At 58.9% G+C, this 26,295-nt stretch carries 30 protein-coding genes; 15 read left to right on the forward strand and 15 right to left on the reverse strand.

The window, feature by feature from the left end; translation table 11 throughout:
* Positions 1–108 precede the first annotated feature (108 nt).
* Positions 109–885, forward strand: coding sequence for a zinc-ribbon domain-containing protein (locus RUESEDTHA_RS04785; protein WP_180884885.1), 777 nt, complete (start codon positions 109–111; stop codon positions 883–885).
* Between the two features lie 9 nt (positions 886–894).
* On the opposite strand, the gene RUESEDTHA_RS04790 is transcribed toward RUESEDTHA_RS04785, so the two are convergent.
* The 5 genes from RUESEDTHA_RS04790 to argH form a co-directional block, all read right to left on the reverse strand.
* Positions 895–3,435: a TIGR02302 family protein gene (locus RUESEDTHA_RS04790; RefSeq protein ID WP_370456762.1), complete on the reverse strand. Its 2,541-nt coding sequence runs from the start codon at positions 3,433–3,435 to the stop codon at positions 895–897.
* Positions 3,436–3,472: 37 nt separating this feature from the next.
* Positions 3,473–4,738 (reverse strand): diaminopimelate decarboxylase, encoded by a 1,266-nt coding sequence (gene lysA / locus RUESEDTHA_RS04795; RefSeq protein ID WP_180884887.1) that lies wholly within the window; start codon positions 4,736–4,738, stop codon positions 3,473–3,475.
* Positions 4,739–4,803: 65 nt separating this feature from the next.
* Entirely contained in the window at positions 4,804–4,953 is a 150-nt protein-coding gene (locus RUESEDTHA_RS04800; protein WP_180884889.1) for a hypothetical protein, read from the reverse strand.
* 85 nt (positions 4,954–5,038) lie between these two features.
* Positions 5,039–5,221: an argininosuccinate lyase gene (locus RUESEDTHA_RS04805; RefSeq protein WP_180884891.1), complete on the reverse strand. Its 183-nt coding sequence runs from the start codon at positions 5,219–5,221 to the stop codon at positions 5,039–5,041.
* Positions 5,221–6,609 carry an argininosuccinate lyase gene (gene argH, locus RUESEDTHA_RS04810; protein ID WP_180884893.1) on the reverse strand — a complete coding sequence of 463 codons (1,389 nt, stop codon included), beginning with the start codon at positions 6,607–6,609 and terminating at the stop codon, positions 5,221–5,223. The genes RUESEDTHA_RS04805 and argH overlap by 1 nt, the downstream gene beginning before the upstream one ends.
* 21 nt (positions 6,610–6,630) lie before the next feature.
* Here argH and RUESEDTHA_RS04815 point away from each other — a divergent pair, with 21 nt between their 5' ends.
* The 10 genes from RUESEDTHA_RS04815 to RUESEDTHA_RS04860 all read left to right on the forward strand — a co-directional run bounded on the left by RUESEDTHA_RS04815 (position 6,631) and on the right by RUESEDTHA_RS04860 (position 14,624).
* Complete coding sequence (locus RUESEDTHA_RS04815; RefSeq protein WP_180884895.1) at positions 6,631–7,197, forward strand: TlpA disulfide reductase family protein; 567 nt, start codon at positions 6,631–6,633, stop codon at positions 7,195–7,197.
* Between the two features lie 90 nt (positions 7,198–7,287).
* Positions 7,288–7,617: a hypothetical protein gene (locus tag RUESEDTHA_RS04820; RefSeq protein WP_180884897.1), complete on the forward strand. Its 330-nt coding sequence runs from the start codon at positions 7,288–7,290 to the stop codon at positions 7,615–7,617.
* A gap of 61 nt (positions 7,618–7,678) precedes the next feature.
* The gene (locus RUESEDTHA_RS04825) at positions 7,679–8,065 is read left to right on the forward strand and encodes a hypothetical protein (RefSeq protein WP_180884899.1); all 387 of its coding nucleotides are present in this window, start codon (positions 7,679–7,681) and stop codon (positions 8,063–8,065) included.
* Positions 8,062–9,033: a sterol desaturase family protein gene (locus RUESEDTHA_RS04830; RefSeq protein WP_180884901.1), complete on the forward strand. Its 972-nt coding sequence runs from the start codon at positions 8,062–8,064 to the stop codon at positions 9,031–9,033. The genes RUESEDTHA_RS04825 and RUESEDTHA_RS04830 overlap by 4 nt, the downstream gene beginning before the upstream one ends.
* A 90-nt stretch (positions 9,034–9,123) precedes the next feature.
* Complete coding sequence (locus tag RUESEDTHA_RS04835) at positions 9,124–9,312, forward strand: hypothetical protein (protein WP_180884903.1); 189 nt, start codon at positions 9,124–9,126, stop codon at positions 9,310–9,312.
* Between the two features lie 99 nt (positions 9,313–9,411).
* Positions 9,412–10,245 (forward strand): EAL domain-containing protein, encoded by an 834-nt coding sequence (locus tag RUESEDTHA_RS04840; RefSeq protein WP_180884905.1) that lies wholly within the window; start codon positions 9,412–9,414, stop codon positions 10,243–10,245.
* A 181-nt stretch (positions 10,246–10,426) separates the two neighbouring features.
* Positions 10,427–11,602, forward strand: coding sequence for an acetyl-CoA C-acetyltransferase (locus RUESEDTHA_RS04845; protein ID WP_171122622.1), 1,176 nt, complete (start codon positions 10,427–10,429; stop codon positions 11,600–11,602).
* 186 nt (positions 11,603–11,788) lie between these two features.
* The gene (phbB, locus tag RUESEDTHA_RS04850; RefSeq protein WP_171122624.1) at positions 11,789–12,511 is read left to right on the forward strand and encodes an acetoacetyl-CoA reductase; all 723 of its coding nucleotides are present in this window, start codon (positions 11,789–11,791) and stop codon (positions 12,509–12,511) included.
* Positions 12,512–12,813: 302 nt separating this feature from the next.
* Positions 12,814–13,761: a transcriptional regulator GcvA gene (locus RUESEDTHA_RS04855; protein ID WP_180884907.1), complete on the forward strand. Its 948-nt coding sequence runs from the start codon at positions 12,814–12,816 to the stop codon at positions 13,759–13,761.
* The gene (locus RUESEDTHA_RS04860; protein WP_180884909.1) at positions 13,758–14,624 is read left to right on the forward strand and encodes a DMT family transporter; all 867 of its coding nucleotides are present in this window, start codon (positions 13,758–13,760) and stop codon (positions 14,622–14,624) included. The genes RUESEDTHA_RS04855 and RUESEDTHA_RS04860 overlap by 4 nt, the downstream gene beginning before the upstream one ends.
* Here the strand turns inward: RUESEDTHA_RS04860 and RUESEDTHA_RS04865 are convergent.
* The 3 genes from RUESEDTHA_RS04865 to RUESEDTHA_RS04875 form a co-directional block, all read right to left on the reverse strand.
* Entirely contained in the window at positions 14,621–14,785 is a 165-nt protein-coding gene (locus RUESEDTHA_RS04865) for a YdcH family protein (protein ID WP_170563647.1), read from the reverse strand. The two genes, RUESEDTHA_RS04860 and RUESEDTHA_RS04865, sit on opposite strands and share 4 nt — an antisense overlap.
* Positions 14,786–14,906: 121 nt before the next feature.
* Positions 14,907–15,680, reverse strand: a complete 774-nt coding sequence (locus tag RUESEDTHA_RS04870) for a tRNA1(Val) (adenine(37)-N6)-methyltransferase (protein WP_180884911.1) — start codon at positions 15,678–15,680, stop codon at positions 14,907–14,909.
* Positions 15,677–15,892: a DUF2007 domain-containing protein gene (locus tag RUESEDTHA_RS04875; RefSeq protein ID WP_180884913.1), complete on the reverse strand. Its 216-nt coding sequence runs from the start codon at positions 15,890–15,892 to the stop codon at positions 15,677–15,679. The genes RUESEDTHA_RS04870 and RUESEDTHA_RS04875 overlap by 4 nt, the downstream gene beginning before the upstream one ends.
* Before the next feature lie 56 nt (positions 15,893–15,948).
* On the opposite strand from RUESEDTHA_RS04875, the gene RUESEDTHA_RS04880 reads away from it, so the two are divergent.
* Positions 15,949–16,947, forward strand: a complete 999-nt coding sequence (locus RUESEDTHA_RS04880; protein WP_180884915.1) for a polyprenyl synthetase family protein — start codon at positions 15,949–15,951, stop codon at positions 16,945–16,947.
* Here the strand turns inward: RUESEDTHA_RS04880 and RUESEDTHA_RS04885 are convergent.
* The 4 genes from RUESEDTHA_RS04885 to soxR form a co-directional block, all read right to left on the reverse strand.
* Positions 16,940–17,761: a 4-(cytidine 5'-diphospho)-2-C-methyl-D-erythritol kinase gene (locus RUESEDTHA_RS04885; protein ID WP_180884917.1), complete on the reverse strand. Its 822-nt coding sequence runs from the start codon at positions 17,759–17,761 to the stop codon at positions 16,940–16,942. The genes RUESEDTHA_RS04880 and RUESEDTHA_RS04885 overlap by 8 nt on opposite strands.
* On the reverse strand, positions 17,751–19,466 hold the full coding sequence (locus RUESEDTHA_RS04890) for a tetratricopeptide repeat protein (RefSeq protein ID WP_370456763.1): 1,716 nt from the start codon (positions 19,464–19,466) through the stop codon (positions 17,751–17,753). Before RUESEDTHA_RS04890 ends, RUESEDTHA_RS04885 begins: the two co-directional genes overlap by 11 nt.
* A gap of 101 nt (positions 19,467–19,567) precedes the next feature.
* Entirely contained in the window at positions 19,568–21,214 is a 1,647-nt protein-coding gene (locus RUESEDTHA_RS04895) for an electron transfer flavoprotein-ubiquinone oxidoreductase (protein ID WP_180884920.1), read from the reverse strand.
* 135 nt (positions 21,215–21,349) lie between these two features.
* Complete coding sequence (soxR, locus tag RUESEDTHA_RS04900; RefSeq protein WP_180884922.1) at positions 21,350–21,805, reverse strand: redox-sensitive transcriptional activator SoxR; 456 nt, start codon at positions 21,803–21,805, stop codon at positions 21,350–21,352.
* A gap of 85 nt (positions 21,806–21,890) precedes the next feature.
* Between soxR and RUESEDTHA_RS04905 the strand changes: the two genes are divergently transcribed.
* The 3 genes from RUESEDTHA_RS04905 to RUESEDTHA_RS04915 all read left to right on the forward strand — a co-directional run bounded on the left by RUESEDTHA_RS04905 (position 21,891) and on the right by RUESEDTHA_RS04915 (position 23,890).
* The gene (locus RUESEDTHA_RS04905) at positions 21,891–22,271 is read left to right on the forward strand and encodes a VOC family protein (protein WP_180884924.1); all 381 of its coding nucleotides are present in this window, start codon (positions 21,891–21,893) and stop codon (positions 22,269–22,271) included.
* A 141-nt stretch (positions 22,272–22,412) separates the two neighbouring features.
* The gene (gene greA, locus RUESEDTHA_RS04910; RefSeq protein WP_171122645.1) at positions 22,413–22,883 is read left to right on the forward strand and encodes a transcription elongation factor GreA; all 471 of its coding nucleotides are present in this window, start codon (positions 22,413–22,415) and stop codon (positions 22,881–22,883) included.
* A gap of 14 nt (positions 22,884–22,897) precedes the next feature.
* A complete protein-coding gene (locus RUESEDTHA_RS04915; RefSeq protein WP_180884926.1) occupies positions 22,898–23,890 on the forward strand; it encodes a hypothetical protein in 993 nt (330 codons plus the stop codon).
* On the opposite strand, the gene glp is transcribed toward RUESEDTHA_RS04915, so the two are convergent.
* From glp to mobA, 3 genes are read right to left on the reverse strand one after another with little or no spacing between them, the layout of a single operon-like run.
* The gene (gene glp / locus RUESEDTHA_RS04920) at positions 23,887–25,152 is read right to left on the reverse strand and encodes a gephyrin-like molybdotransferase Glp (protein ID WP_180884928.1); all 1,266 of its coding nucleotides are present in this window, start codon (positions 25,150–25,152) and stop codon (positions 23,887–23,889) included. The two genes, RUESEDTHA_RS04915 and glp, sit on opposite strands and share 4 nt — an antisense overlap.
* On the reverse strand, positions 25,149–25,640 hold the full coding sequence (gene mobB, locus RUESEDTHA_RS04925) for a molybdopterin-guanine dinucleotide biosynthesis protein B (protein ID WP_180884930.1): 492 nt from the start codon (positions 25,638–25,640) through the stop codon (positions 25,149–25,151). Before mobB ends, glp begins: the two co-directional genes overlap by 4 nt.
* Positions 25,637–26,281, reverse strand: a complete 645-nt coding sequence (mobA, locus tag RUESEDTHA_RS04930) for a molybdenum cofactor guanylyltransferase MobA (RefSeq protein WP_180884932.1) — start codon at positions 26,279–26,281, stop codon at positions 25,637–25,639. The genes mobB and mobA overlap by 4 nt, the downstream gene beginning before the upstream one ends.
* Positions 26,282–26,295 lie beyond the last annotated feature (14 nt).

The raw sequence follows: 26,295 nt of genomic DNA on the forward strand, positions 1-26,295 counted from the left end.
GGTGACACTTGCGGCGTGAAACCGAAAACACTCTTTGCTGTCAGGTCTTAACGGAATATCATTCCTGAAAAAACTATCATCAGGTCAATACTATGGCCGGGAGGCAGCATGCGTCTTACTTGTCCGAATTGCGGTGCCCAATACGAGGTGCCAGACGAGGTCATCCCTGCAGAGGGGCGTGACGTTCAATGCTCCAACTGCGAAAAGACATGGTTCCAAAGCAAAGACCCAGAACCCGCGGCCACGCCGGAACCAGCCGAGCCCGAAACCGACGCGGCTGAGAAAACCCCGGCAGAACCTGTGCCCGAACCACCGCAGGAACCCGCAGGGGACCCGGAACCGGAAACCCAAAAGGCCGAAGCCAAGCCGTCTGAGGAATCCACTTCGGGCAACGTCGATCCTGCCGTCGCGAATATCCTGAAAGAGGAAGCCGCGCGTGAGGCCGACCTGCGCGCGAAAGAAGCTGAAACTCTGGAAACACAGCCCGATTTGGCACTGGACGCTCCCCCAGAGCCCGAGCCAGAGCAAGCAATCAAGGAACTAACGGCAAGGGAAACTGCCGAGGATGCGGGTCAGAAAGACGCGCTTCCCGATGTCGAAGCGATCAATTCCTCACTGCGTAGCGAAGAACCCGCTCCTAAGAAGAAAAAGAAAAAAAGAGAAGAGGTGGAGCTGCTACCGCGCAAGTCTGGCGGTGGATTCCGGCGTGGTTTCCTGCTGATGATCATCATCGGCGTTATCCTGTTCCTGATTTACGGCAACGCGCAACGCATTTCCGAGGCCGTACCGCAGGCTGATCCTGTCCTTGATGGCTATGTCACACTTGTCGATCAGGCACGCGTTTGGCTTGAGGCGCAGACCGGAGCCGGCACGCCGCAGAACTGACTTGTCGCGTTAGAACCGCTCCAGCAGGCGCTTGAGATATTCCAGCTCAATCTCTGGCCGGTCCGATTCTCCGGTCCGGCGGCGGATTTCATCCAGCAATTCCCGTGCCCGGCGATAGACATCTTCGCCCTGCAGCAGGTTGTCATCGGTTGAGATCGACCCGGCTGCACCTGGGCTACGACCCAGGGGATCGCGATTGTTGGCTTGCATGTCGCCTTCCTGCGCGCCTTGACCGGGCTGGTTCTGCTGGTTCTGGGCCAACGCCTCACCCAGTGAACGCATACCTTCGCGCAAGGCTTCCATCGCCTCGGACTGGCGATCAATCGCCTCGGCCAGATCGTCACCACGCAGCGCCTGCTCGGCCTCGTCCATGGCACGGCCTGCACGACCCAGCGCGTCGCGGGCAGATTCGCCCTCGGGCGTTCCAGCGCCAGGCAAGTTTTGTTGCTGCCGACCAAGCTCATCGCGCAGGGCTTGCTGGCGATCAGCCAACGATCCCTGACCCTGCTGACCCTCGCCCGCCTGATCCGAACCTTGACCCTGACCGCCTTGACCCTCATGGCTTTCGCCACGGCCCTGACCACCATTTCGGCCTTCATTGCCCTGATTTTCACCAGCTTGCGCGCCAGGGTTGAACTGTTCCTGCAAATCGCGGAAGGCCTGATCGCTCAGCCCCTGCTGTTCGCGCAGCGTCTCGGCCAGACCTTCCATCGCCTGCTGGCCTTCGGACTGCTGTCCCTGACCCTGACCTTGCGTGATGCGCATGTTTTCCATCATCTGCTGGAACTCTTCCAGCGCCTGCTGCGCCTCGGCCATACGGCCCTGTTCCATCAGTTCCTGAATACGGTCCATCATGCGTTGCAGGTCGTCCTGCGTCATTTGCATGGTTTCGCCGTTCTGGCCTTGCTGACCTTCCTCACCGTTGTTTTCCTGCGCCAGCCTCTGAAGCTGCCGCATATAGTCCTGCGTGGCCTCGCGCAGTTCTTGCATCAGTTCGGCGATTTCTTCATCGGTTGCGCCGTTCTGCATCGCTTCGGTCAGGCGTTCCTGCGCGCGACGCATCCGTTCCAACGCATCCGCCAGCGTTCCTTCCTCGATCAGAACCGCCAAATCCCACAGGGACTGAGCAATCTCAGCCTGCTGTTTTGGTTTCAGGCCGTATTCGGTGAATGTTTCAAGCCGCCGAAGGGTCACACGCAACCGCAGATAGGCCGTATCCGAACGGAACACGTCTTCGGGCAAATGGGACACTGCCCGCAAAAGCTGCGCAACGCGCGGGGCGTTCTCGCGTGTCCACAGCAGATCGCGCCGCTGTTCGATAATCGCCGCCGCCAAGGGATCGAAAAAACGGCGGGCAGGCAGCGCCGTCATATACGGCTCGGACTGCGTTTCCTGATCTGCGGCATCGCGCGCGGTCAGAGTGATTTTGACAGGCAGATGCGCCCAGGGGTGTTCCGAGAAATCTTCGATGAAGTCCTCGATAAAATCAGTGCGATCCCCTGTAATCGGCATCGGCAATTCAACAGATATTACGTCGCGTGGTTCTGGCTCATGCGTCAGACCATAACGGCGGTCAACAGAGGCGAGATCAAGCTCAATGGTGGCCGAACCGGATTGAACGCCATAGTCATCACCGGCCGCAAAGGGCAGCTTCATCTGCCCGCCAGCTTCGGCCTCGGCTATATCCGCAACGGCAATCTGGGGCGGTACGTCCGCTATGATATCCAGCGTCCAATCTCGTCCCGAAGGGCCATCAATCCGCAATAATCCGGACCGGTCAGCAACAAATTCCTGCTCAGGCGCGGTTGCAGCTTCGGTCCCCAGCGGAGTGGTTGTTTCGGTAAGGCTGTGCGCACCAACCTCGCCATAAAAGCGAAGCGTTACCCGGCTGCCCTGAGGGATCGAAAGCGTTGGGTCGGATTGATCGGCCAGATAGAGCGTCGGTAGGCCGGTGTATCTTGGCGGCTCTACCCAGCCTTCCCAACTTGGCCCCTGCCCTGCCATCGCGGCCCCCGGTGTCATCTCGGCCACCGATCCGATGCGCCAGAATGACCCGAACAAGGCAGCGATCACCAAGGCCAGCAGTGCCGAATAGCGCAGGGCATAGGGATCGCGATCCGCAAGGCGCAAGTTTGGCTTTACCGGTTCGGCCTGTGCCGCACGCTGGGCCATCCGGTTTTGGTGCGCGTGCCACAAAGCGACAGAGTCAGCATCCATCGCGCCAATTGCCTGACTGTCCATAAGCGCCTGAATAGGTCGACCCGGAAGGGTCTCATCCAGACGCATCAACGCTTCGGCCCGGGACGGAAGATGGAATCGCCTTGCCCCCAAAGCCAGCGCAGCCAAAAGACCCAGCACCGAAAGTGATCCGACGATCCAGACGGTTTCAACCGTCACAAGATCTTGCAGGCCCAGCATCAACGCGGCCAGAATCAACATAAGTACAGAAAAAAACGGCCAAAAAGCGCGCCAGACCCTCTCGGCCAGCATCCCTGCATGCGTCAGCAGCAGGGACAGTCTTGGGATCGGCAAGATCGGTCTTTTGCGCAAGGCGGGCCTCCGTCAACGGGCCCGCGCGCCTATCGCGTCAAAGCCACTCTGGTATGGTATCGCGGTTTATCATTTCGTCAAAGCTTGGGCGTTCACGAATTACGGCGTATTGATCACCATGCACCAGAACTTCGGGGATCAGAGGGCGCGTATTGTATTCGCTGGCCATGACCGCACCATAGGCCCCGGCGCTGCGGAAGGCGACCAGATCGCCCGGCGCAAGCGGCGGCATATTGCGCTGTTTGGCAAAGGTATCCCCGGTCTCGCAAACGGGGCCGACGATATCATAGGGCTGTTGTTCCACACCTGGCGCGGGTTCCTGAACGGCGACGATATCGTGATGCGCCTCGTACATTGCGGGGCGGATCAGATCGTTCATGGCCCCGTCAAGGATCAGGAAATCGCGCCCTTCACCCGATTTTACGTAGATTACTTTGCTGACCATCAGACCCGCATTGCCCGCAATCAGGCGACCCGGTTCGATCTCGATCTCACAGTCCAAATGACCCAGTGTCTTTTTGATCAGTGCGCCATATTCCACCGGCAACGGCGGCGCGTCATTGGCGCGGGTATAGGGAATGCCCAGACCACCACCCAGATCGAGACGACGGATATCGTGCCCCTCGGCCCGAAGCTGTTCGGTCAGCTCGGCAACCTTGGTATAGGCCAGCTCGAACGGCTCCAGCTCGGTCAGCTGCGAGCCGATATGGACATCGATCCCAATCACCTCCAACCCAGGAAGGCTGGCTGCATGGGCATAAACCTCGGACGCGCGGGCGATCGGGATGCCGAACTTGTTTTCCGACTTGCCGGTGGCGATCTTGGCGTGGGTCTTGGCGTCCACATCCGGGTTCACCCTCACGGTGATCGGTGCCACAACGCCCAGTTCCAGTGCAATCGCGTTGATCACTTCCATCTCAGGTTCGGATTCCACGTTGAACTGGCGAATGCCACCAGTCAGCGCGGTGCGAATCTCATCCGCCGTTTTGCCAACACCCGAGAATACGATCTTGTCGCCCGGCACGCCTGCAGCCTTGGCCCGCAGATACTCCCCGCCCGAAACCACATCCATCCCCGCACCCGCCTGCGCCAGCGTCTTCAGGATCGCCTGATTGCTGGCCGCTTTCATCGCATAGCAGACAAGGTGGTCCATGCCGTCCAGCGCATCATCAAACAGCTTAAAATGCCGCAGCAGGGTCGCTGTGGAATAGACATAGAAAGGGGTTCCGACGCTCGCGGCGATTTCGGAGATTGGGACATCCTCGGCGAAAAGCGCGCCGTCGCGATATAGAAAGTGATCCATACCCGCGCGCTTAGACCAAAAAGGGCGCGCGGATCAATGGATTCTGCGCGCGCCCTTGCGTTGCGTTAGTTGGATGTTGAAACGCCGACCCGCCCGTAGCCGGAAATCTTGATCCCTGACTCGCCCGAGTTGGTCTCGGGCTCTGGGCGTGGGTTGTACGAAGGATCACACGCCGCCAGAACGGCAAGCGACAGGATCAGGCCAATAGTTTTCATTCGTGTCTCTTCGGAGTTAAGGCGACAAAGCGCCGGCTACCGGGTGCAAATGGGCGCGGAGCCAGAGAATTGCAATCTTCGTTCGTCAGCGGCCCAGGTAAATTCCCAACCCGCCGCGTCGCAGACCAATTCCGCCACCTACATGCGTGCCGCTGCTGCCAACGCCGATATTGGCGTTCATCGTCGGCTGAATCGGCTCGCCATCCGCGCCGCACCCGGCCAGCACCGCGCCAACCGAAACCAAAAGCAAAACTCGCATGATCCGCATTACACCAACGCCTTCCACCGCTTGATCTGCGCACGCACCTGATCGGGGGCCGTGCCGCCGTAGGACTGACGCGAGTTTACCGAGTTTTCGACAGTAAGAACAGAATAGACATCCTCGGTGATATCGGCGTGAACCGATTGCATGTCTTCCAGCGTCAGGTCAGGCAAATCGCAACCTTTGTTTTCAGCCATCGCCACCAACGAACCGGTGACGTGATGCGCGTCGCGGAACGGCAAGCCCAGCACCCGCACCAGCCAGTCGGCCAGATCGGTCGCAGTCGAGAAACCAGACCCAGCGGCAGCGGCAAGGCTTTCCCGGTTGGCGGTCATGTCCTTGACCATGCCTTCCATCGCAGCCAGCGCCAGCATCCAGTTGTCGGCGGCGTCAAAGACCTGTTCCTTGTCTTCCTGCATGTCTTTGGAATAGGCCAGCGGCAAGCCCTTCATCACCATCATCAGGGCGGTATTCGCCCCGTAAATCCGGCCCACCTTGGCGCGGATCAATTCCGCCGCGTCGGGGTTTTTCTTCTGCGGCATGATCGACGAGCCGGTCGAGAACCGATCCGACAGCGTCACAAACCGGAACTGGGCCGAGGACCAGATCACCAGCTCTTCGGCAAAGCGCGACAGGTGGACGGCGCAGATCGAGGCGGTTGACAGGAATTCCAGCGCGAAGTCGCGGTCGCTGACGGCGTCCAGCGAATTCGCTGCGGGGCGGTCAAAGCCCAGCGCCTGCGCGGTCATGTCCCGATCAATCGGGAAGGACGTTCCGGCCAGCGCCGCAGCACCAAGGGGGGATTCGTTCATCCGTGCGCGCGCATCGCGCACACGCGATAGGTCACGGCCAAACATCTCAACATAAGCCATCATGTGATGGCCCCACGTCACCGGCTGCGCGGTTTGCAAGTGGGTGAAACCGGGCATGACCCAATCGGCCCCGGCCTCGGCCTGTGTCAGCAGTGCACGGATCAGGGCCAACAGGCCAGTCTCAGCCGCGTCGAACTGATCACGCACCCAGAGCTTGAAGTCGGTCGCCACCTGATCATTGCGGCTGCGGCCTGTGTGCAAACGGCCTGCAGGTTCACCGATCACCTCTTTCAGACGCGCCTCGACATTCATGTGGATGTCTTCCAGCGCGGTCGAAAACTGAAACGAACCGGACTGGATTTCTGACAAGACTGTGAGCAGCCCTTCCCGAATGGCCTGCGCATCACTATCACTTATGACGCCTGTGGCAGCCAGCATGGCGGCATGGGCGCGCGAGCCTGCGATGTCCTGGGCTGCCATCCGCTGATCGAACCCGATCGAGGCATTGATTGCCTCCATGATCGCGTCTGGACCGGCGGCAAAGCGGCCGCCCCACATCTGGTTCGAGGATTGATCGGTCATGTAAGAAAACCCGGAGTTGATATGCGCCTATTTCGTCTGATCCCCCTTTATATGGCCCTTGCGCTGGGTGCAAATGCGGCTTTGGCTGCGGATGTCGAATCTCTGAAGCCGCTCCGTGACGGCACGCTGAAACGGCTGATCCTGCACAAAGAACCCAAACCTCATGAGTTGGTCGAATTCCAGCTTGAAGATGACGGCGGCACCGCAACGCTGGCGAATTACAATGGCAAGTATGTTCTGGTGAACTTCTGGGCCACGTGGTGTGCCCCTTGCCGTAAGGAAATGCCCCAGATCGCCGAATTGCAGGAAGAGTTCGGCGGTGACAAGTTTGAGGTTGTCACCCTGGCCACAGGCCGCAACTCGGCCGCCGGAATCAAGAAGTTCTTCGAGGAAAACGGCATCAACAACCTGCCCCGCCATCAGGATGCGGGCTCGGCCGTTGCGCGTGAGTTCGGTGTGATCGCATTGCCGATCACCGTGATCCTGGATCCTAATGGCGACGAGATCGCCCGACTGATCGGAGATGCCGAGTGGAATTCAGACAGCGCGAAAGCCATTATCGCGGCACTGGTGGGTGCGGAAAGCTAGGCCCAACGCACCAAACTCCATTCTGTGCTACACTAAAACCGGCCCCAACGGGCCGGTTTTCGTTTGTAACCTGCAGAAAGGGAGACAGCGATGAAACCGGTAGTCTTACTGATTGGCCGTTTGCCAAATGTGATCGGTGATGTCGCACGGCAATTAGACCATATGCCAATCCAATGGCTCGGCGCGCATGATCAGGACGAAGTCAGGCGGCAACTGGATGCCGAACCGCAGATTGCCTGCGCCATAATCGGAGCAGGGCTGGACGACAGAATACGTGGCGAACTGGTTGGTATAATTGCGTCGCGCAGGCCGGACATCTGTATCCACCTCAAAGATCGGGCCTCCGGTCCCGAAGGGTTGGTTCCGTTCGTCAGACGCGTGGTTCAACACGAAGTCTTGACCGACGCCCCGGCAAGCTGACGCTACGCCACCTTTGACAGTTTCCGCCGGGATTTGCACTCTGCCCGTCGGGAGGAAGGTTATGCCGCTTGAATTACTGCTGGTTCTAGTGGTTGGAGGAATCGCCGGGATCACGTTGATGATGCATCTCGCGGGCAAATCCCGTGTGCGTACCCTGACGCCGGAAAGCGCGCGGTCGGAATGGCTGCGCCATGTGCCGGATGATGACATCATAGATGTGACAGTGGCCCATGATGGCCATAGCGCGCTGATCCGCACCCCTGCTGGTAACGGGCTGGTGTGGTCCTTTGGCGCAGACACTGTGGCCCGTCATCTGCTGGATTTTGACTGGATGGACCATCCGGACGGGCTTGAAGTCTTTTTCCACGAATTCGGCACACCCAAAGTCCTTGTCCGCCTTGACGAATTCGAACGCCAGCACTGGCAGCATCTGTTGGAGCCCGCATGACCGATCAAGTTACATTTCCAGACGCCGTGCAATGGGCCATTCCCTTTTTCATTGCAGCCATTCTGGCCGAATTCATATGGATCGCCGTGAAGGGAAAAGGGGGCCGGTACGAGACCCGGGATTCTGTCACTTCGCTGATCATGGGGGCCGGCAATATCGCCTCGGATCTCATGGTGGGGTTCCTGATATGGGCCGGGTTCATGTGGCTTTGGCAAATCACTCCGCTGAATCTGGGTACGTCGATCCCGGTGATTATCCTGTGCTTCGTGCTGGATGATCTCCGATATTATTGGGTGCACCGTTTCGGTCACCGCATCCGTTGGGTCTGGGCCAGCCATGTGAACCATCACAGTTCGCAGCACTACAACCTGACAACGGCGTTGCGACAGACATGGACCTATTCATTCACCTTCATGATGGTCGTCCGTTCACCATTGATCCTGCTGGGGTTCCACCCTGCAATGGTGCTGTTCTGCGGCGGTGTGAACCTTGTCTACCAGTTCTGGATTCACACAGAAGCCATCAAGAAAATGCCCCGCTGGTTCGAGGCCGTAATGAACACCCCTAGCCATCACCGCGCCCACCATGGCCGCAACGCACGCTATCTCGATTGCAACTATGCGGGCACTTTCATTATCTGGGACAAACTGTTTGGCACCTTCGTCCCCGAACAGGAAGACGACAAAGTCGATTATGGTCTGGTTCACAACATCGGCACGTTCAACCCATTGCGGGTCGCCTTCCACGAATGGGTCGGTATCTGGCGTGACGCCACGCAACCGGGGCTGACAGTGCGGCAGCGGCTTGCCTATTGCTTCGCGCCTCCGGGCTACAGCCACGACGGAAGCCGCGACAATTCGGAACAGATCAAGGCCAAGCACATCGCTCGCCATCCCGAAGATCGCGGGTCGCCCGGATTTGAACAATTCGAAACAGATATGCCCAATTCGCAGGCAAAGCGCGTCTGACGCCTCCACCCGACTTATGTCTGATCTTGAAATGTGATGCGCGCAATCCATATCAATGGGATACGCGACGCACACAGCAGGAGGCAGGGCATGAGCCGTTTTTTGACCGCATCGACCATTTTGGGTCTGACTGGTTTGCTTGTTGCAATGTTCGCTGCGTTAAGCGGAGCGTTGCCTTTGCTGATTGCTATAGGGTTTTCCATGTTGGCGCTTGGCTTTACGGGAGCCGTAATCGGGGCCGCTGCGTCCCTGGGACGAGCTTGGGAAGCGGCACGATAACGCTGACGCATTTATCATTCCTGCCCACCGTTAACTGCAAATTCACGAGTATGCCTTGAAATCGAAACCTGACCTATGGCGGCAGGGATTGGCAGACTCATGCAGGACAAAACACTGGCGGACATGCCCGAGGGGTCGGAAAACCCCCTGAATGCGGCTGTCACTTCGCGCGATGCGACGGCGGTGCAAATGGCCTCCGAAGCGATAAAACACAAACAATGCAAACTGGCTTTCCAACCCGTCATACAGGCCAACCCTCCACACGGCGTCGCATTTTATGAGGCGTTCATCAGGGTTCTGGACGAAACAGGCCGGGTGATCCCGGCGCGTGAATTCATGCCGCACATGGAAAACACTCCAATCGGTCGTGAAGTAGACTGCGTCGCGCTTGAGATGGGATTGCGCACGTTGGCCCGGAATCCAGACATTCGAATGTCGATTAACATGTCCGCACGCTCGATCGGGTATGCGCGATGGTCCCGCGTGATGGAACGGTTTCTAAGGAAAGACGCCAGCATAGGTGAGCGCTTGATTTTGGAAATATCGGAAAGCTCGGCCATGACCTTGCCCGACCTTGTGGTCGATTTCATGGACCGTATGCAACCTCGGGGGGTTGCGTTTGCATTGGATGACTTTGGCGCCAGCAATTTCAGCTTTCGTAATTTCCGCGAGTTCCTGTTCGATGCGGCCAAAATAGATGGCCAGTTTGTCCGAGGCATCAGCACCAACCCTGACAATCAGGCACTGGTGCGCGCCCTGATCGCCGTTGCGCGCGAGTTTGAAATTCTGGTCACCGCCGAATCGGTAGAAACCAGGGAAGACGCGGAATTCCTTATCGCCAACGGCGTTGACTGCCTTCAGGGTTTTTTGTTCGGCTCGCCTTCGATCAAGTCTCCGTGGAAGGCGGAAAAAACACCCAAAACAGCAAGTTAACTGGGAGAAATCCGCCCAAACCCCGCCTGAGACAAGCTGACCATTGCTGCAACTGCAGCATTGCGCTATTCCAAGTGCAGTTGGAGCGGGGGATCACGAGGCGCTCTTTCTGTCAGGGGGCACCCCTGCGACCTGCGCCGTCATGTTTCCCACAGAACCTTGATGGTAAAGGATTGTCTTAATGACCAACGTAGTAATCGCATCCGCAGCACGCACAGGCGTCGGCAGCTTTGGCGGATCATTCGCCAACACCCCTGCACATGACCTCGGCACGGCAGTTCTTGAAGCCGTGGTTGAGCGTGCCGGAATCGAAAAAGGCGAAGTCAGCGAAACCATCATGGGTCAGGTACTGACCGCCGCGCAGGGTCAGAACCCCGCGCGTCAGGCGCATATCAACGCCGGTCTGCCTAAGGAAAGCGCCGCCTGGGGTATCAATCAGGTTTGCGGTTCGGGCCTGCGCGCGGTTGCGCTGGGCGCGCAACACATTCAGTTGGGCGACGCGGATATCGTCGCCGCCGGTGGCCAGGAAAACATGACCCTGTCCCCCCACGCCGCTGCGCTGCGCGCCGGTCACAAGATGGGCGACATGAAATACATCGACACCATGATCCGCGATGGTCTGTGGGATGCGTTCAACGGCTACCACATGGGTCAGACCGCTGAAAACGTGGCCGAGAAATGGCAGATCAGCCGCGATGCGCAGGACGAATTCGCCGTCGCCAGCCAGAACAAAGCCGAGGCCGCGCAAAAGGCCGGCAAGTTCGCCGACGAGATCACGCCCTTTACCATCAAGACCCGTAAGGGCGACATTGTGATGGACAGCGACGAATACATCCGCCACGGCGCAACGATGGAGGCGATGGCCAAGCTGCGCCCCGCTTTCACCAAGGACGGCTCGGTCACGGCGGCGAACGCGTCCGGCCTGAATGACGGTGCGGCGGCAACCCTGCTGATGTCGGCCGAGAATGCCGAAAAGCGCGGGATTGAGCCTCTGGCCCGCATCGCATCTTATGCCACCGCCGGTCTGGACCCGTCGATCATGGGCGTCGGCCCGATCTATGCATCGCGTAAGGCGCTGGAAAAAGCGGGCTGGTCGGTTGACGATCTGGATCTGGTTGAGGCCAACGAAGCCTTCGCCGCACAGGCCTGCGCCGTCAACAAGGACATGGGCTGGGACCCGTCGATCGTGAATGTGAATGGTGGCGCGATTGCCATCGGCCACCCGATCGGCGCCTCGGGCTGCCGGGTTCTGAACACGCTTCTGTTCGAAATGAAGCGCCGCGACGCGAAAAAGGGTCTTGCGACCCTCTGCATCGGCGGCGGCATGGGCGTCGCCCTGTGCGTGGAGCGCGACTAAGTGACTTGAAACCCGAATACAAAGGGGCGTCCGGTGGACGCCCTTTTTTGTTACACTGGGGCCTGCCCCACAGATGCGACGATATTACCGTGCGGAACTTCAAAATTCAGAGCGAAATAATATTGCGCAAGATCACCTCTCAAAGTAACAGCATTACCAAGACAATATGAATTGGAGGAGTCCTAAATGGCACGTACAGCACTCGTCACCGGCGGTTCCCGCGGCATCGGCGCAGCAATTTCCAAGGCGCTCAAGGCCGAAGGATACAATGTTGCAGCCACTTATGCCGGCAATGACGAAGCCGCAGCAAAATTCACCGAGGAAACCGGCATCGCCACCTACAAATGGAATGTTGCCGACTATGACGAGTCCAAGGCTGGGATCGAAAAGGTCGAGGCCGAAGTCGGCCCGATCGACATCGTGGTCGCCAACGCAGGCATCACCCGCGATGCGCCGTTCCACAAGATGACCCCGGAACAATGGCATCAGGTAATCGACACCAACCTGACTGGCGTGTTCAACACCGTCCATCCTGTCTGGCCCGGCATGCGCGAACGTAAGTTCGGCCGCATCATCGTCATCAGCTCGATCAACGGTCAAAAGGGCCAGTTCGCGCAAGTGAACTATGCCGCGACCAAGGCAGGCGATCTGGGCATCGTGAAATCCCTCGCGCAGGAAGGCGCGCGCGCAGGCATCACCGCGAACGCGATCTGCCCCGGCTACATCGCAACAGAGATGGTCATGGCGGTCCCTGAAAAAGTGCGTGATTCCATCGTTGCGCAAATCCCGGCTGGTCGCCTGGGTGAGCCCGAGGAAATCGCACGCTGCGTTGCGTTCCTAGCGTCGGACGATTCTCAATTCATCAACGGCTCGACCATTTCGGCCAATGGTGCACAGTTTTTCGTGTAATCCGAACACGGAAAACAAAAAAACGGGCCGGTCTTTTCAGGCCGGCCCTTCTTTTATCCCGTAAGGACGCGCGCGCTGCGTTCAGCGGGAACCAAAAAGCCAGTTCATGGCCTGCTTGAGCATCTTACCGCGTTCAGCATGGGCCCGCTGAAAGGCGCGGGCGGCTGCGGGGTTTGTTGTCATCTCGATCATGGCAGACATCCTTTCAGTTCAGCTTTGTTTGACTTGAACTGAATATGCGCCTTATCAATGTTGGCGACAAACGAGCTTTCTGCGAACTTCAGTTAAGAATTTCTTATGCCATGAGCGACTACCTTCCCCCACTGACAGCGTTGCGCGCCTTTGATGCCGCCGCGCGCCACATGTCCTTTGCGAAAGCCGCCGAAGAACTGCATGTCACCCCTGCGGCCCTGTCCTTTCAGATCAAGTCGCTTGAGGAACATCTGGGCCGCCCGTTGTTTCGCCGCCTTAACCGAGCCGTCGAACTGACCGAGGCCGGGCGCGCACTGGCACCCGGCGCAGCCGAGGGCTTTGCCGCATTGCAGGCCGCTTGGCAGGCGGCCCGAAGACAAGGAAACGATACCAGCCTGACCGTGACCGCAGGCCCGGCTTTGACAGCCAAGTGGCTTGCCCCGCGCCTTTATGAATTTGCACGGGCGCATCCTGAGATTGACCTCAAGTTCTCGGCCACCTTGCGCAATATGGATCTAGAGCGTGACGACGTAGATGTGGCTATCCGGTTTGGCTATGGCGATGACGAGGGATTGTATTCCCTGCCCGTGCGCAAGGAATGGCTCACGCCGGTCATGACACCTGAAATGGCCGAACGGTATGCAACGCCCGAAAGCCTGAAAGACGCCCCCCTGATTTTTGACGACTCGATTGCGTTTCTCCAACCGCCCAGTGACTGGCCCACATGGTTTCGGGCGGTCGGCGTAAATTATGCGCCCACCCATGGCGCGCATTTTTCGAACGCAGACCACGCGATCGACGCAGCGGTTGCCGGGGTTGGGGTTGTGCTGGGTCGCCGCGCGATGATCATCAAGGACCTGACAGAAGGGCGCTTGGTCGCACCGTTCAAGACGGCCATCGAAACGCGGGGGCGATTTCGGTTTCTGTGTCTGCCAGGTGCCGAGAATCGCCCACAGATCGCCGCCTTCCGGGATTGGTTCATGGACGAGATTGAAAAAACCGCGCATATCTCGGATGAATTCGAAATCATTCCGGTGGAAGAGGTCCCTGCCCCATGACAAGAACCCGTGCGACAGGGATCGGATTTATCGCGGTCCTACTTTGGTCTTTGCTTGCCTTGTTCACGGTAGGATCTGCGCCCACACCGCCATTGTTGTTAAACGCCATATGCTTCTCAATCGGCGGCACGCTTGGGTTAATGTGGACCTGGGCCAATGGTGGTCTGTCACAGCTTCGAAACGTGCGCTGGACAACCTACCTGTTCGGAACGATCGGGCTGTTTGGCTACCACGCGCTGTATTTCTCGGCCTTGCGCATGGCGCCTGCGGCCGAGGCTGGCTTGATCGCATATCTCTGGCCCTTGCTGATTGTCCTCTTTTCCGGGCTGTTGCCCGGCGAGAACCTGCGTCTGGGGCATCTGTTCGGTGCCTGTCTGGGGTTCGCGGGGGCCGCTGTGATCATTGCCGGGGGTGGAAGTGCCGGGTTCCAATCGGATCACCTGCCGGGATACGCCCTTGCCCTGTTATGCGCGCTGACATGGTCCGGCTATTCGGTATTGTCCCGGCGCTTGGGCGACACGCCGACAAGCTCAGTCGCCGTGTTCTGCGTTGCTACGGCCATAGCGTCCGCTTTACTGCACCTAGCCGTTGAAGAGACCGTGTGGCCGGACACAGCGACAAGCTGGATATCCGTACTGGCCTTGGGTCTGGGGCCGGTGGGACTGGCGTTTTATGTCTGGGATATAGGGGTCAAACAAGGCGACATACAGATTCTGGGAACGGCGTCCTACGCGGCACCCTTGTTGTCTACGCTTGTTTTGGTTGTGGCCGGGATCGCGGCCCCCTCGTGGGGATTGGCGATCGCGGCCGTTTTAATTACGGGCGGCGCGACAATTGCGGCCCGCGCCAGTATGAGCAGTTAACTGGACAGGCGCTCGATCTCTTCTTTTAGTTTCAGCTTCTGTTTCTTGAGTTGAGCGATATGGAGATCATCGATACCTGGCGAGCGTTGGGCTTGTTCTACTTCGAGACCGAGAGTTTCGTGCTTTTTCTTCAGTTCCGTCAGATGTGCGCTCACGCTCATGGCGATACTCCTTTGTTGGTGTCTCAGGTTTACGTAAGAAGTTGACCACATCGTTTCCAGCCTGTCACGCTGCAGACGCACAGAATCTGTAATAAATCCGACAAATTCGGCTGGTTAATGCCTATCGATCCGGGAAACAGCCCAACGCAGCGCCATCGCGCAACACCGAAGATACGTGCCGCGTATAGCTTTCCCCGTCTTTTTCGTGGCGTTCTCCTGCGTGCAAAATCAGGGGGGCATGCAGTTGGAAAGCTGCGCGGCCCCCCTTTTTTGCCCGCAGAATCACCAGCTCGGTTTTGCGCCCGGACCGGGCTGACAGGGGTGCAACTTCGATTGATCCCAGCCGTCTAGAACACGAGGTCAGCATTTCCGGCAACCGATCCGCCTTTTGGATCATGTGTAGGTAACCCTTCGGCGCAAGGCGTTTGGCCGCAGCGTCGAACCAATGGTCCAGAGCCGTGTCCCCGCCCAGTGCGACGCTTCGTCCCTGATCCACCGACGGGCTATGTGCCCCGGTACGGTAATAGGGCGGATTGGCGATCACGTGGTCAAACTGACGCTGTTTCAGGTCCGGTGGCATTTCCGTCAAGTCCGCTTGAATAACCTCCAGCCGTGCGGCGTTTTCAACCGCGTTCCGACGAGCCAGATCAGCATACGGCGCCTGTAATTCCACCCCGACGGCCTGCAACCCCGGCACGCGTGCCATCAGCGACAACACCGCTGCCCCAGCCCCACAGCCCAACTCCAGCACGCTTTGGCCCTGTTTTGCCGGAACACAAGCGGCCAGCAGGATCGGGTCCACCCCTGCGCGGTATCCGCCACGAGGTTGCCACAGGCGCACACGGCCACCCAGAAAGTCATTCAAAGTCAGGTCATCATCTGCAAACAGCGTCATCGGCCCAACGGAATATCATTGTCACGCATCACACGCTCGGCCCGTGCCAGGTCATCGGCGCGTACCATCAGGCGGCGTGGGAAAATTCCTATGCCGCCTTCGAGGATGCTCATATTTACGTCCATCTGAAAGCAGTCTATATCCTCGCCTTCAAGAAGGGCGGATGCAAACGCCAGGATCGTTGGATCGGTGCTGCGCAAAAGTTCTTTCATGGGGATGGATGTAAGGGCAAGGTGCGGCAGAAGTCGAGCCTTGTATCAGGAGTGTGATGACTATCGGCACGGTCTCAAAACCGCATGAGCGGCTGGCGGAAATTCTCGCGGGTGAAATGGACGCAGTGAATGAGCTGATCCGAACCCGCATGGCGTCTGAGCACGCCCCGCGTATCCCGGAAGTAACGGCGCATCTGGTCGAGGCAGGCGGCAAGCGTTTGCGCCCGATGCTGACTCTGGCCGCAGCGCAACTGTTTGGCTATCAGGGCGGCCACCATGTACGGCTGGCCGCGACTGTTGAATTCATCCATACCGCCACCTTGCTGCACGACGATGTTGTGGACGAAAGCGGCCAGCGGCGTGGGCGCCCCACGGCAAACCTTTTGTGGGACAACAAATCCAGCGTTTTGGTGGGCGACTACCTGTTTTCGCGCAGCTTTCAGTTGATGGTCGAGACCGGGTCGCTGCGCGTGCTTGATATCCTGGCAAACGCATCGGCGACAATTGCCGAAGGTGAAGTCCTGCAAATGACGGCGGCCACCGATCTGGGCACCAACGAGGCGATCTACCTGCAGGTTGTACGCGGCAAAACGGCGGCATTGTTCTCAGCCGCGACCGAAGTCGGCGGTGTCATCGCCGGTGCAGCAGAAGAGCAGGTTCAAGCCCTGTATGACTATGGTGATGCGCTGGGGATCGCCTTTCAGATCGCGGATGACCTGTTGGATTATCAGGGCGACAGCACTGCGACCGGCAAAAACGTCGGTGACGATTTTCGCGAACGCAAACTGACCTTGCCCGTAATCAAAGCTGTCGCGCAAGCAACCCCAGAAGAACACGCATTCTGGGAGCGTACGATTGGCCGTGGCCGTCAGGAAGACGGTGATCTGGACCATGTGCTTGGGCTGATGGCCAAATACGGCACACTGGACGCCACGCGCTCGGACGCGCTGGGATGGGCGAATAAGGCCAAAGCGTCGCTCGACATTCTACCCGACCATGAAATTCGCACCTTGCTGCGCGATCTGGCGGATTATGTGGTGTCTCGCCTCAATTGAGCTGAACCGCGCGACACCACCAGTCGGGATAGGCTGCGCCAATTTCGTAGGCTGCGAAATGGGCCGCCTTCATACTGGGGTAGAGCGCAAAGCACGTTGACCCTGACCCTGACATCCGAACAAGCAGAGCGTCCTTGGTGGCGGCGAGTTCACCTAGAACCCGACCAACCTCAGGTGCAAGCCCCTTGGTCGGGCCTTCAAGATCGTTTCGTTGATCGCGCAACCATATGGCGCAGTCCTCAGCGGCGGCAAAGATCGGAATTTCGTCCGGCATGGGGTCGTTGTCGCGGCTTTCCAGCGCAGAGAAGACGGCCCCTGTGGGAACCTCAACGCCCGGATTGACCAAGAGCGCTGGCAATTGCGGCAAAATAACTGGTGTCAGCCCGTCGCCGATGCCGCGCATTCGGCTGGCCTGCGCAGCCATGCAGACGGGAATATCCGCGCCAAGTGACAAAGCGATCTCATCCGGAATGGCACCGCCCTGATCGGCAACCATGCGCAAAGTGGCCGCCGCGTCGGACGACCCGCCACCGATCCCGCCACCGTGCGGCAGCACTTTGTTCAGGTCGATATGCCCTACCCAACCTGCGGCTTTGGCTGCTCTCCAAACCAGATTACGATCATCCGCAGGAACGCCTGCCGCATGCTCACCTGTAACCTTGATCGACAGGTGATCTCCGCGCGTGAAGCACAGCGTGTCACCCACATCCGCAAATACCACCAGTGAATCCAGCAGGTGATACCCGTCGGCCCGTCGACCGGTCACATGCAGGGTCAGGTTGATCTTGGCGGGCGCGAAAGCCTCAGCCTTCATTTGCGACCTTCAATGGGTCTGCACCTTCTTCGGCCAGAACTGCATCCAGCCCGATCTCAAGCTTGCGGCGAATTCGGTCCGGGTCGGCTTCACCATCCGTGTCATCTGGGTCAATAAAGGACAGGGCACGCTTCCACTGGAATTCAGCCTCGCGCGCGCGTCCGACGGCCCAATAGACGTCCCCCAGATGGTCGTTCACCACGGGATCCACCGGCATCAGCTCAACCGCGCGTTCCATATGCTCAACCGCTTCGTCATAGCGTCCGAGACGGAACAGAACCCAACCCAAGCTATCCACGATGTAGCCGCTGTCAGGCCGCGCGGTGACAGCGCGTTCGATCATGTTCAATGCTTCGTCCAGCTTCTCGCGCCGCTCAACCAGCGAATACCCCAGATAGTTCAATACCTGCGGCTGATCCGGGTTCAGCTCCAGCGCCTGCCGGAAATCGGCCTCGGCCTGATCCCAGTTCTTGAGCCGCTCGTGCGAGATGCCGCGGGCATAATACAGAAACCAGTTTCCCCCGACACCGCCTTCAATCAGTTCGATGGCCTTGTCGTAGGTTTCCACCGCAGCAGCATAGTTCTCTTGCCGTCGCAGAAGATCGGCCAACGCAACATGAACGCTGGGCAGGTTCGGGCTTTGGGTGGCAAGAGCCTGCAAGACTTCGGCGGCCGCATCGGTTTTACCTGCGCGGCCAAGCACCTCGGCGCGGCCCAATTCGGCTGCGTGGTAATCGCTGCTTTCGGCAGGCACTTTGCGATATGCCTCGACCGCCAGATCATATTGCTCGAGCTCGTCCAGCAACTCGGCGCTCAGCAAAATTGCGTCAATGTGGTCAGGCCGCAAGAAAGCTGCGGTTTGTGCGTAAAGCAGAACGTAGTTCTCCGCCGCCTCGGTGCTGAGCGCAGCCCCCACGGAAAAGAACACTTCTGCCATGCCGTCCTGCGCCGTTCGCACATGCGTGAAGGGCAGGGTTTCTTCCGCTGTCAGGCGCACCTCATAGCTTTCGATGGATGGGTCGCTGCCAGCGGCAAACACGTCATCCAGAAAGGCCAGCGCATCCTGATTGCGATCAAGCTGCGACAGCACTTCAACCCGCGCCAGCGCCGCGCGGCGCGTGAACTTGGCAACCGCCCCTTCGTCGGCTGCAAAAATCGCCTCGGCCCCTTCGAAATCCCCGACCGAGGCCAATGCAAGCGCCTTGTGGTAAAGCGCGAATTCCCGCAACCCTTCCTGTGTCGCCACCTGATCGAACTGATCCATCGCTTTGGTCATGGACCCCTGACCAATGTGGGCCCATCCCAGCATCAAACCGTCGACCAACGGTCCGACGCCCTGCGTTTCGGGATCAAGCGCCAACAGTTCGTCCAGCTTGCCATCCGCAACAAGGTTAGCGGCGATAACCATCCGAGCCGCCTGACTGGGAAGGTCCATTTCAACAACTGTAAGGGCCACAGGCTGGGCGCGCTGCAACTCACCCAGCGACAGCCGGGCAACAACGACGCTTTCCAGCAGCTTGTGGTTTTCGGGGTCAGCGCGCAGGGCCTGCGCAAAGTAACGCTCGGCTGCGGTATAATCGTTTTGGAAAATCGCCTGACGCCCGGCCAAATATGGCCCGGACCCGGTATCCGAAAAAGCCGGAAACGTGACTGACGAAGAAAGCAGCGCAACCAGCGCTGCGCGACGGAGGAGGGAAGCCACCAAAATCCTGCCTTGCTATTGTTTACTGACCAACAAGCTAGGACTTTGGCAGGTAAGAGGCAATGGCAGAGCCTTCACGACCCTGCCAGTGCCCGTCTTTTCGCTTACATGTTGGGATAGTTTGGCCCGTCACCACCCTGTGGCGTGGTCCAGGTGATGTTCTGGCTGGGATCCTTGATATCGCAGGTCTTGCAGTGAACACAGTTCTGGAAGTTGATGACGAATCGCGGTCCGTTCTCATCCTCGACCATCTCGTACACGCCTGCCGGGCAATAGCGTTGCGCTGGTTCATCGAACTTGGGCAGGTTGACATTGACCGGGATCGCCGGGTCGGACAGCCGCAGGTGGCAGGGCTGACTTTCCTCGTGGTTGGTCATTGCAAACGAGACATTGGTCAAACGGTCAAACGACAGCACGCCATCGGGCTTGGGATAGTCGATGGGCGTGTGCTTGCTGGCCTCTTCGGTTGCTTCGGCATCGTTCTTGCCGTGACCCAAAGTGCCGAACAGCGAAAAGCCCAGTGTGTTGGTCCACATGTCCAGCCCACCAAAGGCAAGCGACGCTGTCAGGCCCCATTTCGACCACATCGGTTTGACGTTGCGCACCTTCTTCAGGTCGCTGCCGATGGCACCGTCGCGCACGTCGGCTTCGTATACAGTCAGCTCATCACCCGCACGGTCAGCCTTGATCGCGTCAAACGCGGCCTCGGCTGCGGCTTTGCCTGACAGCATCGCATTGTGGTTGCCCTTGATACGCGGCACGTTGACCATACCCGCCGAACAGCCCAGCAGCGCCACACCCGGCGCAACCAGTTTCGGCATCGACTGATAGCCGCCCTCGGTGATTGCGCGTGCGCCATAAGCCACGCGCTTGCCGCCTTTTAGCAGCTCGGCCACCATCGGGTGATGTTTGAAGCGCTGGAACTCCATATAGGGATACAGGTGCGGGTTCTTGTAGTTCAGGTGGACCACGAAACCGACATAGACCTGATTGTTTTCAAGGTGATAGATGAACGACCCGCCGCCTGCGTTGCTGCCCAAGGGCCAGCCCATCGTGTGCGTGACCGAGCCTTCCTTGTGCTTGGCTGGGTCGATCTCCCAGATTTCCTTCATGCCGACGCCGTATTTCTGCGGCTCTTTACCGGCTTGCAGATCGTATTTGGCGATAACTTCCTTGGACAGCGACCCTCGCACGCCTTCCGACAGGAAGACGTATTTGCCGTGCAGCTCCATCCCCGGCTCGGTGTTGGGACCATAAGAGCCGTCGGCCTCGAGACCAAAGACACCCGCAACCACGCCTTTAACTTCGCCATTCTCGCCGTAAACCAGCTCGGAACACGCCATGCCGGGGAAGATTTCCACGCCCAGCTCTTCGGCCTGTTCAGCCATCCAGCGGCAGACATTGCCCATCGAGACGATGTAATTGCCGTGGTTGTTCATCAGCGGTGGCATCGGCCAGTTGGGGATGCGGATCTGTCCCGCCTCACCCAGCATATAGAAATTGTCTTCCTCGACCGGCGTGTTCAGCGGCGCGCCCTTTTCCTTCCAGTCAGGAATCAGCGCATCAAGGCCACACGGGTCAAGAACCGCGCCCGACAGGATATGCGCGCCCACTTCCGAGCCCTTTTCCAGAACCACAACATTCAGGTCCGCATCCAACTGTTTCAGACGGATGGCCGCCGACAGGCCCGCGGGGCCTGCACCCACGATCACCACATCGTATTCCATCGCTTCGCGTTCAATCTCGGCCATCGCGGGCTCCTTAGCTAACTTTCCGAATTGGCGCTTTCACTGCGTGGTCTGCGCAATTTTGTTTCACGGGTGATTACATGGTCACAAAGACCTTGGTCAATCAAAACACGGCGTAACATTGCTGCAATGCGGCAGTTATGCCTCGGGAGAGTCCCCCATCAGATACCTGGGACCGCTACCATAGGACTTGGCACGGTCATCCGGGTTGTAAAGCGCGCATTTCGGCAAGCTCAGGCACCCGCAACCAATACAACCATCCAGATTGTCGCGCAGTCGTGTCAGTGTCTCGATTCGCTGATCCAGATGGGTCCGCAACTCGACACTGATTTTCTGCCAATCCTTTGGGGTCGGGGTCCGGTTGCCCGGCAAGCCAGACAACACCTCACGAATTTCGGGTAAGGTCAGGCCGAACTGTTGTGCGATCATGACAAAGCTCAGCCGACGAATATCAGCGCGTTGATACCGTCGCTGCCCGCCCGCATTCCGCCAAGGCGCGATCAGGCCCTGAGCCTCATAATATCGAATGGCCGAAACTGCCAACCCCGTACGCCGTGCAAGAGCGCCAATTGCAAGCCCCTCAGATATTGCCATTTTACCCTCAAAAATATCTTGACCTAAAGTTAGGTTTAGAAATTACGGTGAGTCGGGACAAGCCTCAAATTGAAAAGGAGATCCCATGATGGCGACGCTTGAACACACCAACTTCACGGTCCGTGACCCGCAGGCTTCGGCCAAGTGGATGCATCAGGTCTTTGGCTGGAAAACCCGCTGGGAAGGACCGGCGATCGCGGGCGGATATACTGTCCACGTGGGCAGCCCGCATACCTATCTGGCGCTTTACGCACCCAGCGATCCCAAACCATCAGGCGAAAGCAGCTATGACATCATTGGCGGGCTTAATCATGTTGGTGTTCTGGTCGAAGATATCGACGAAACCGAAGCCCGGGTTGTCAAAGCCGGGTTCACGCCAAAGTCGCACGCGGACTACGAACCCGGTAAACGGTTCTACTTTGATGACGAAAACGGCATCGAATTCGAAGTCATTAGCTACGACTAGGCTGTATTCCGCATGTTGGGCGGCTTCGCCCCCTTGCATTTCCCACGCCATTTGGGTCAGGTATTTGACGACCCATCAATTCGCCCCGACGCTTGTCTCATGCGGCGGGGCGAAACAATTTTATGCGTGGACGAAAAGAACATGGAAAAAATTCCGATGACGCCCGCGGGCAATGCCGCGCTCGAGGCGGAACTGAAAAACCTCAAGTCGGTCGAACGTCCGGCGATCATCGAAGCCATCGCCACAGCCCGCGAGCTGGGCGATCTGAAGGAAAATGCCGAATACCATTCAGCCCGTGAAAAGCAGGGCTTTATCGAAGGCCGCATCAAAGAGCTGGAAAGCATCCTGTCGCTGGCTGATGTAATCGACCCTGCCAAGCTGTCGGGCGCGATCAAGTTCGGTGCAAAGGTCACGCTTGTCGACGAAGACACGGATGAGGAAAAGACCTGGCAGATCGTGGGTGAGTATGAGGCCAATATTGAAAACGGCCTGCTCAACATCAAATCCCCCATCGCCCGCGCCCTGATCGGCAAGGACGAAGGCGACAGCGTCGAAGTCCGCACCCCCGGCGGTGTGCGCTCTTATGAGATTCTGAACATCGAATACGCCTGACCGGAGCGGTAACCATGTCCGAGCCCACGCCAGAGCAGGAAGCCGAGCGGCCGACCACACTGGGCATTTATGACAAGCCCGCAACGCCGTCAGTGACCGAAATCGAGATTGTCGCGATCGCGCTCAGTGTGATCTGGCTGATCGTGTCGGTCGTGTTTCTGGTCCTGCCCGGCAAGGTGGAAGGCGGCAGCTTTGTTGTTACCTTGCTGGCTGTCTTCATGCCCGTCGCGATGATCTGGGTTGCTGCGACGTCGATGCGTGCCAGCCGGGTCATGCGCGAGGAAAGCGCCCGGCTGCAAACCGCCATTGACGCGATCCGGCAGGCTTACGTGGTGCAACAACAGCGCGCCGCCAGCGGGTACGAACCCGCCGTTACCAAGAAACTGGATGAAATCGCTCAGACCGCAAAAAAGACCGAAAGCGCACTGGCAACTTTTTCGACCCAGCGTACCGAACCCGCGCGCAGCACGATCAACAGCGGAACCGGGGACCAAACCTCGCTGGAGCTGGGCACGCAGGCCGACGACATTGCCCCGCGGCTGAGCACGGGTGTCTTTATTCGCGCGCTGAATTTCCCCGAGACACAGGAAGACACCGAAGGCTTCGACGCCCTTCGGCTCGCCCTGAAGGATCGGAAAACGGCACAGTTGGTGCAGGCGTCACAGGATGTTCTGACCCTGCTCAGTCAGGAAGGCATCTATATGGACGACCTGCGCCCCGACATGGCGCGACCAGAAGTCTGGCGACAGTTCGCCCAAGGCGCGCGCGGTCGCGCGGTTGCGGCATTGGGCGGAATCCGCGACCGATCGTCCCTTGCACTGACAGCTGCACGCATGAAGCAGGACCCGATTTTTCGGGATGCGGCACATCATTTCCTGCGTCGGTTCGATCACATGATTGTCGAGTTTGAACCGGATGCCAGCGATGCCGATCTGACCGCGCTTGGCGATACGCGAACCGCGCGGGCTTTCATGCTTTTGGGGCGTGTCGCCGGTACATTCGACTAAAGCCCGAAACTGCCATAGGGAATAAATCGCACGGTGTCGCCCGGCTGAATGTGGCGGGCACCATCCTCGATCTCGACCAGACCTTCCGCCCAGCTCAGCCCGCTGATCCGACCGGACCCCTCCGACGCAAAGACTTCAACCCGACCTTCGCGGACGCGACCACGCAGGTATTCGCGTCGTCCGGGTTTCTTGTGTTTTTCAAACGCGGCAGGAAGGTCGAAGCCCTGTGGCGTCGACCAACCCTCTCCCGCCAAAAGACCAAGCGCCGGACGTGCAAATATCAGCGTGCAGACCAGCGCCGCCACGGGATTACCGGGCAGGCCGAAAACAGGGGTTTCCTTCCACATCCCAAGCGCCAGAGGGCGACCCGGTTTCAAGGCAATCCGCCATTCCTGCATCGCACCGGCCTGTTTTAACAAGGCTGACACGTGATCTTCATCCCCCGCCGACGCTCCGCCGCTTGTCAGGATCACATCCGATTGCCCGGCTGCAAGATCCAACCTGTCTCTTAGGATCGTACGGTCATCGGGGACACGCCCCAGATCAACCGCTTCGAAGCCCATTTTCCCGATCATCGACAACAGCATCGGACGGTTGGCGTCGAATATCTGACCCGGCCCGGCAACGTCACCGGGTTCAACCAGCTCATCGCCTGTCGACAGAACAGCAACGCACAACCTGCGGCGGACCGGCACCTCGGCAATCCCTATCGCCGAAAGAAGCGCAAGGTCTGCCGAGGTCAGCCGTCGCCCGGCGCGCAAAACCGCATCGCCTTCGGTCACGTCCTCTCCGGCGCGGCGTGCGTTTGCGCCTTTCCTGAGCGGTCCGTGAAAAGCGACATGGCCATCCTTGACGGTGACGTCTTCCTCGAGAACGACAGTGTCCACGCCCTCGGGCAAGGCGGCGCCTGTCAAAACGCGCAGGGCATGGCCCGAGGCCACCTGCCCCTCAAAGGGTATCCCCGCTGCTGCACGTCCATCTTGCAGGGGCATCACCTGCGGCCCTTCCGAGGCAGGTCCGGAAAACCCGTACCCGTCAACGGCGGAATTCGGCTGCGGTGGGTTCGAACGCAGGGCCTGTATGTCCTCAGCCAGAATTCGCCCCTCGGAGTCCGAGACCGGAATCGTTTCAGACCCGGTCACACCTGTCAGCCTATCCTGCAACACGGCCAGGGCATCATCCACCGGTGTCCAGCTCACCCCGGCGGGCAGCGCAAAACAATCGTTGCTCAATGGGGGCGGTGCGATGTTCGGTTTGCTCATAACCCGACTTCCTGCAGGATAAAATCCGCGATGGCCTTTGTGTCGTTCAGATCGAAAACGGGCACATTCAAGTCCATCGGTGTGTCACTAGCCACGGCGCGTATCGTGTCGCTGTCACGTGCCAACAAGTTATTCCCAGGCTCGGCCCTGAAAGCTTCGATCTTGGGATGGGCCTCACGTTTGAAACCTTCGATCAGAACCAGATCAACCGCGTTCAGTCGGGCCAGAAGGCTTTGCAAGGACGGCTCGGGCGCTCCGCGCAATTCCTGCATGATGGCGATCCGTTGACCCGAAGCCAGCAAAACCTCATTGGCCCCGGCGGTACGATGGCGATAGCTGTCGGTGCCCTTCTGATCGACATCTACACTGTGATGCGCGTGTTTGACGGTGGACACGGAAAATCCCCGCCCACTGATTTCCGCCACCAGACGTTCCATCAGCCCGGTTTTGCCTGCGTTCTTCCAGCCGGTGACGCCATATATTCTCATGCCTGTGCCAACAAATTCTGCGCCCTGTCCAGATCATCCGGTGTGTTGACGTTGAAGAAAGGATCAAAGGGATCAACAGGAAACAGCGCCTCGCGCCCCGCATGCTGATCCGTCCACAGGACGACCTTGCGCAAACCACCCTGCAAAGCCGCCCGCAGATCGTCACGCAACGCCACGGGCCACAGTCCGAATGTCGGGTGCCGGTTGATCTTTTTCCCACCCCCGGATTTCAAGGCCTCATCCCCTGTGCTCGGCGTGGTTGCAAGAACCAGCGGGTTGGCCTGCCCTTCTGCTGCCTCGGTCAGGCGCACAACCAGATCGCGCGGAAAGAACGGCGTATCGGCGGCGGCGGTGACGATACATTCGGCACCCTGTTCAGCCGCCCAGTCGAGCCCGGCCAGGACACCTGCAAGCGGGCCTGCGAACCCTTCGATCGTGTCGGGGACAATCGGCAGGTCATACCCACCAAACCGGGCCGGATCGCCGTTCGCGTTCAGCGCCAGATCAGCCACCTGCGGGCGCAACCGGCCAATTACGTGGTCCAGCAGGCTTTTGTCGCCAATTTTCAGCAGGCCCTTGTCTCCACCCCCTATCCGGGTGGCCAGACCGCCTGCAAGAATAACGCCGAGAGGTTTATTCATTCCTGTACCTGATT

Origin of the sequence: Ruegeria sp. THAF57, assembly GCF_903914075.1 — a bacterium.
In the GTDB taxonomy this organism is placed as follows: Bacteria; Pseudomonadota; Alphaproteobacteria; order Rhodobacterales; family Rhodobacteraceae; genus Ruegeria.

Bases quoted from the DNA above. Each gene is read 5' to 3' on its own strand.
- RUESEDTHA_RS04785 (WP_180884885.1), top strand. From the start codon at position 109: ATGCGTCTTACTTGTCCGAATTGCGGTGCCCAATACGAGGTGCCAGAC.
- lysA (WP_180884887.1), bottom strand. From the start codon at position 4,738: ATGGATCACTTTCTATATCGCGACGGCGCGCTTTTCGCCGAGGATGTC.
- RUESEDTHA_RS04800 (WP_180884889.1), bottom strand. From the start codon at position 4,953: ATGAAAACTATTGGCCTGATCCTGTCGCTTGCCGTTCTGGCGGCGTGT.
- RUESEDTHA_RS04805 (WP_180884891.1), bottom strand. From the start codon at position 5,221: ATGCGGATCATGCGAGTTTTGCTTTTGGTTTCGGTTGGCGCGGTGCTG.
- argH (WP_180884893.1), bottom strand. From the start codon at position 6,609: ATGACCGATCAATCCTCGAACCAGATGTGGGGCGGCCGCTTTGCCGCC.
- RUESEDTHA_RS04815 (WP_180884895.1), top strand. From the start codon at position 6,631: ATGCGCCTATTTCGTCTGATCCCCCTTTATATGGCCCTTGCGCTGGGT.
- RUESEDTHA_RS04820 (WP_180884897.1), top strand. From the start codon at position 7,288: ATGAAACCGGTAGTCTTACTGATTGGCCGTTTGCCAAATGTGATCGGT.
- RUESEDTHA_RS04825 (WP_180884899.1), top strand. From the start codon at position 7,679: ATGCCGCTTGAATTACTGCTGGTTCTAGTGGTTGGAGGAATCGCCGGG.
- RUESEDTHA_RS04830 (WP_180884901.1), top strand. From the start codon at position 8,062: ATGACCGATCAAGTTACATTTCCAGACGCCGTGCAATGGGCCATTCCC.
- RUESEDTHA_RS04835 (WP_180884903.1), top strand. From the start codon at position 9,124: ATGAGCCGTTTTTTGACCGCATCGACCATTTTGGGTCTGACTGGTTTG.
- RUESEDTHA_RS04840 (WP_180884905.1), top strand. From the start codon at position 9,412: ATGCAGGACAAAACACTGGCGGACATGCCCGAGGGGTCGGAAAACCCC.
- RUESEDTHA_RS04845 (WP_171122622.1), top strand. From the start codon at position 10,427: ATGACCAACGTAGTAATCGCATCCGCAGCACGCACAGGCGTCGGCAGC.
- phbB (WP_171122624.1), top strand. From the start codon at position 11,789: ATGGCACGTACAGCACTCGTCACCGGCGGTTCCCGCGGCATCGGCGCA.
- RUESEDTHA_RS04855 (WP_180884907.1), top strand. From the start codon at position 12,814: ATGAGCGACTACCTTCCCCCACTGACAGCGTTGCGCGCCTTTGATGCC.
- RUESEDTHA_RS04860 (WP_180884909.1), top strand. From the start codon at position 13,758: ATGACAAGAACCCGTGCGACAGGGATCGGATTTATCGCGGTCCTACTT.
- RUESEDTHA_RS04865 (WP_170563647.1), bottom strand. From the start codon at position 14,785: ATGAGCGTGAGCGCACATCTGACGGAACTGAAGAAAAAGCACGAAACT.
- RUESEDTHA_RS04870 (WP_180884911.1), bottom strand. From the start codon at position 15,680: ATGACGCTGTTTGCAGATGATGACCTGACTTTGAATGACTTTCTGGGT.
- RUESEDTHA_RS04875 (WP_180884913.1), bottom strand. From the start codon at position 15,892: ATGAAAGAACTTTTGCGCAGCACCGATCCAACGATCCTGGCGTTTGCA.
- RUESEDTHA_RS04880 (WP_180884915.1), top strand. From the start codon at position 15,949: ATGACTATCGGCACGGTCTCAAAACCGCATGAGCGGCTGGCGGAAATT.
- RUESEDTHA_RS04885 (WP_180884917.1), bottom strand. From the start codon at position 17,761: ATGAAGGCTGAGGCTTTCGCGCCCGCCAAGATCAACCTGACCCTGCAT.
- RUESEDTHA_RS04895 (WP_180884920.1), bottom strand. From the start codon at position 21,214: ATGGCCGAGATTGAACGCGAAGCGATGGAATACGATGTGGTGATCGTG.
- soxR (WP_180884922.1), bottom strand. From the start codon at position 21,805: ATGGCAATATCTGAGGGGCTTGCAATTGGCGCTCTTGCACGGCGTACG.
- RUESEDTHA_RS04905 (WP_180884924.1), top strand. From the start codon at position 21,891: ATGATGGCGACGCTTGAACACACCAACTTCACGGTCCGTGACCCGCAG.
- greA (WP_171122645.1), top strand. From the start codon at position 22,413: ATGGAAAAAATTCCGATGACGCCCGCGGGCAATGCCGCGCTCGAGGCG.
- RUESEDTHA_RS04915 (WP_180884926.1), top strand. From the start codon at position 22,898: ATGTCCGAGCCCACGCCAGAGCAGGAAGCCGAGCGGCCGACCACACTG.
- glp (WP_180884928.1), bottom strand. From the start codon at position 25,152: ATGAGCAAACCGAACATCGCACCGCCCCCATTGAGCAACGATTGTTTT.
- mobB (WP_180884930.1), bottom strand. From the start codon at position 25,640: ATGAGAATATATGGCGTCACCGGCTGGAAGAACGCAGGCAAAACCGGG.
- mobA (WP_180884932.1), bottom strand. From the start codon at position 26,281: ATGAATAAACCTCTCGGCGTTATTCTTGCAGGCGGTCTGGCCACCCGG.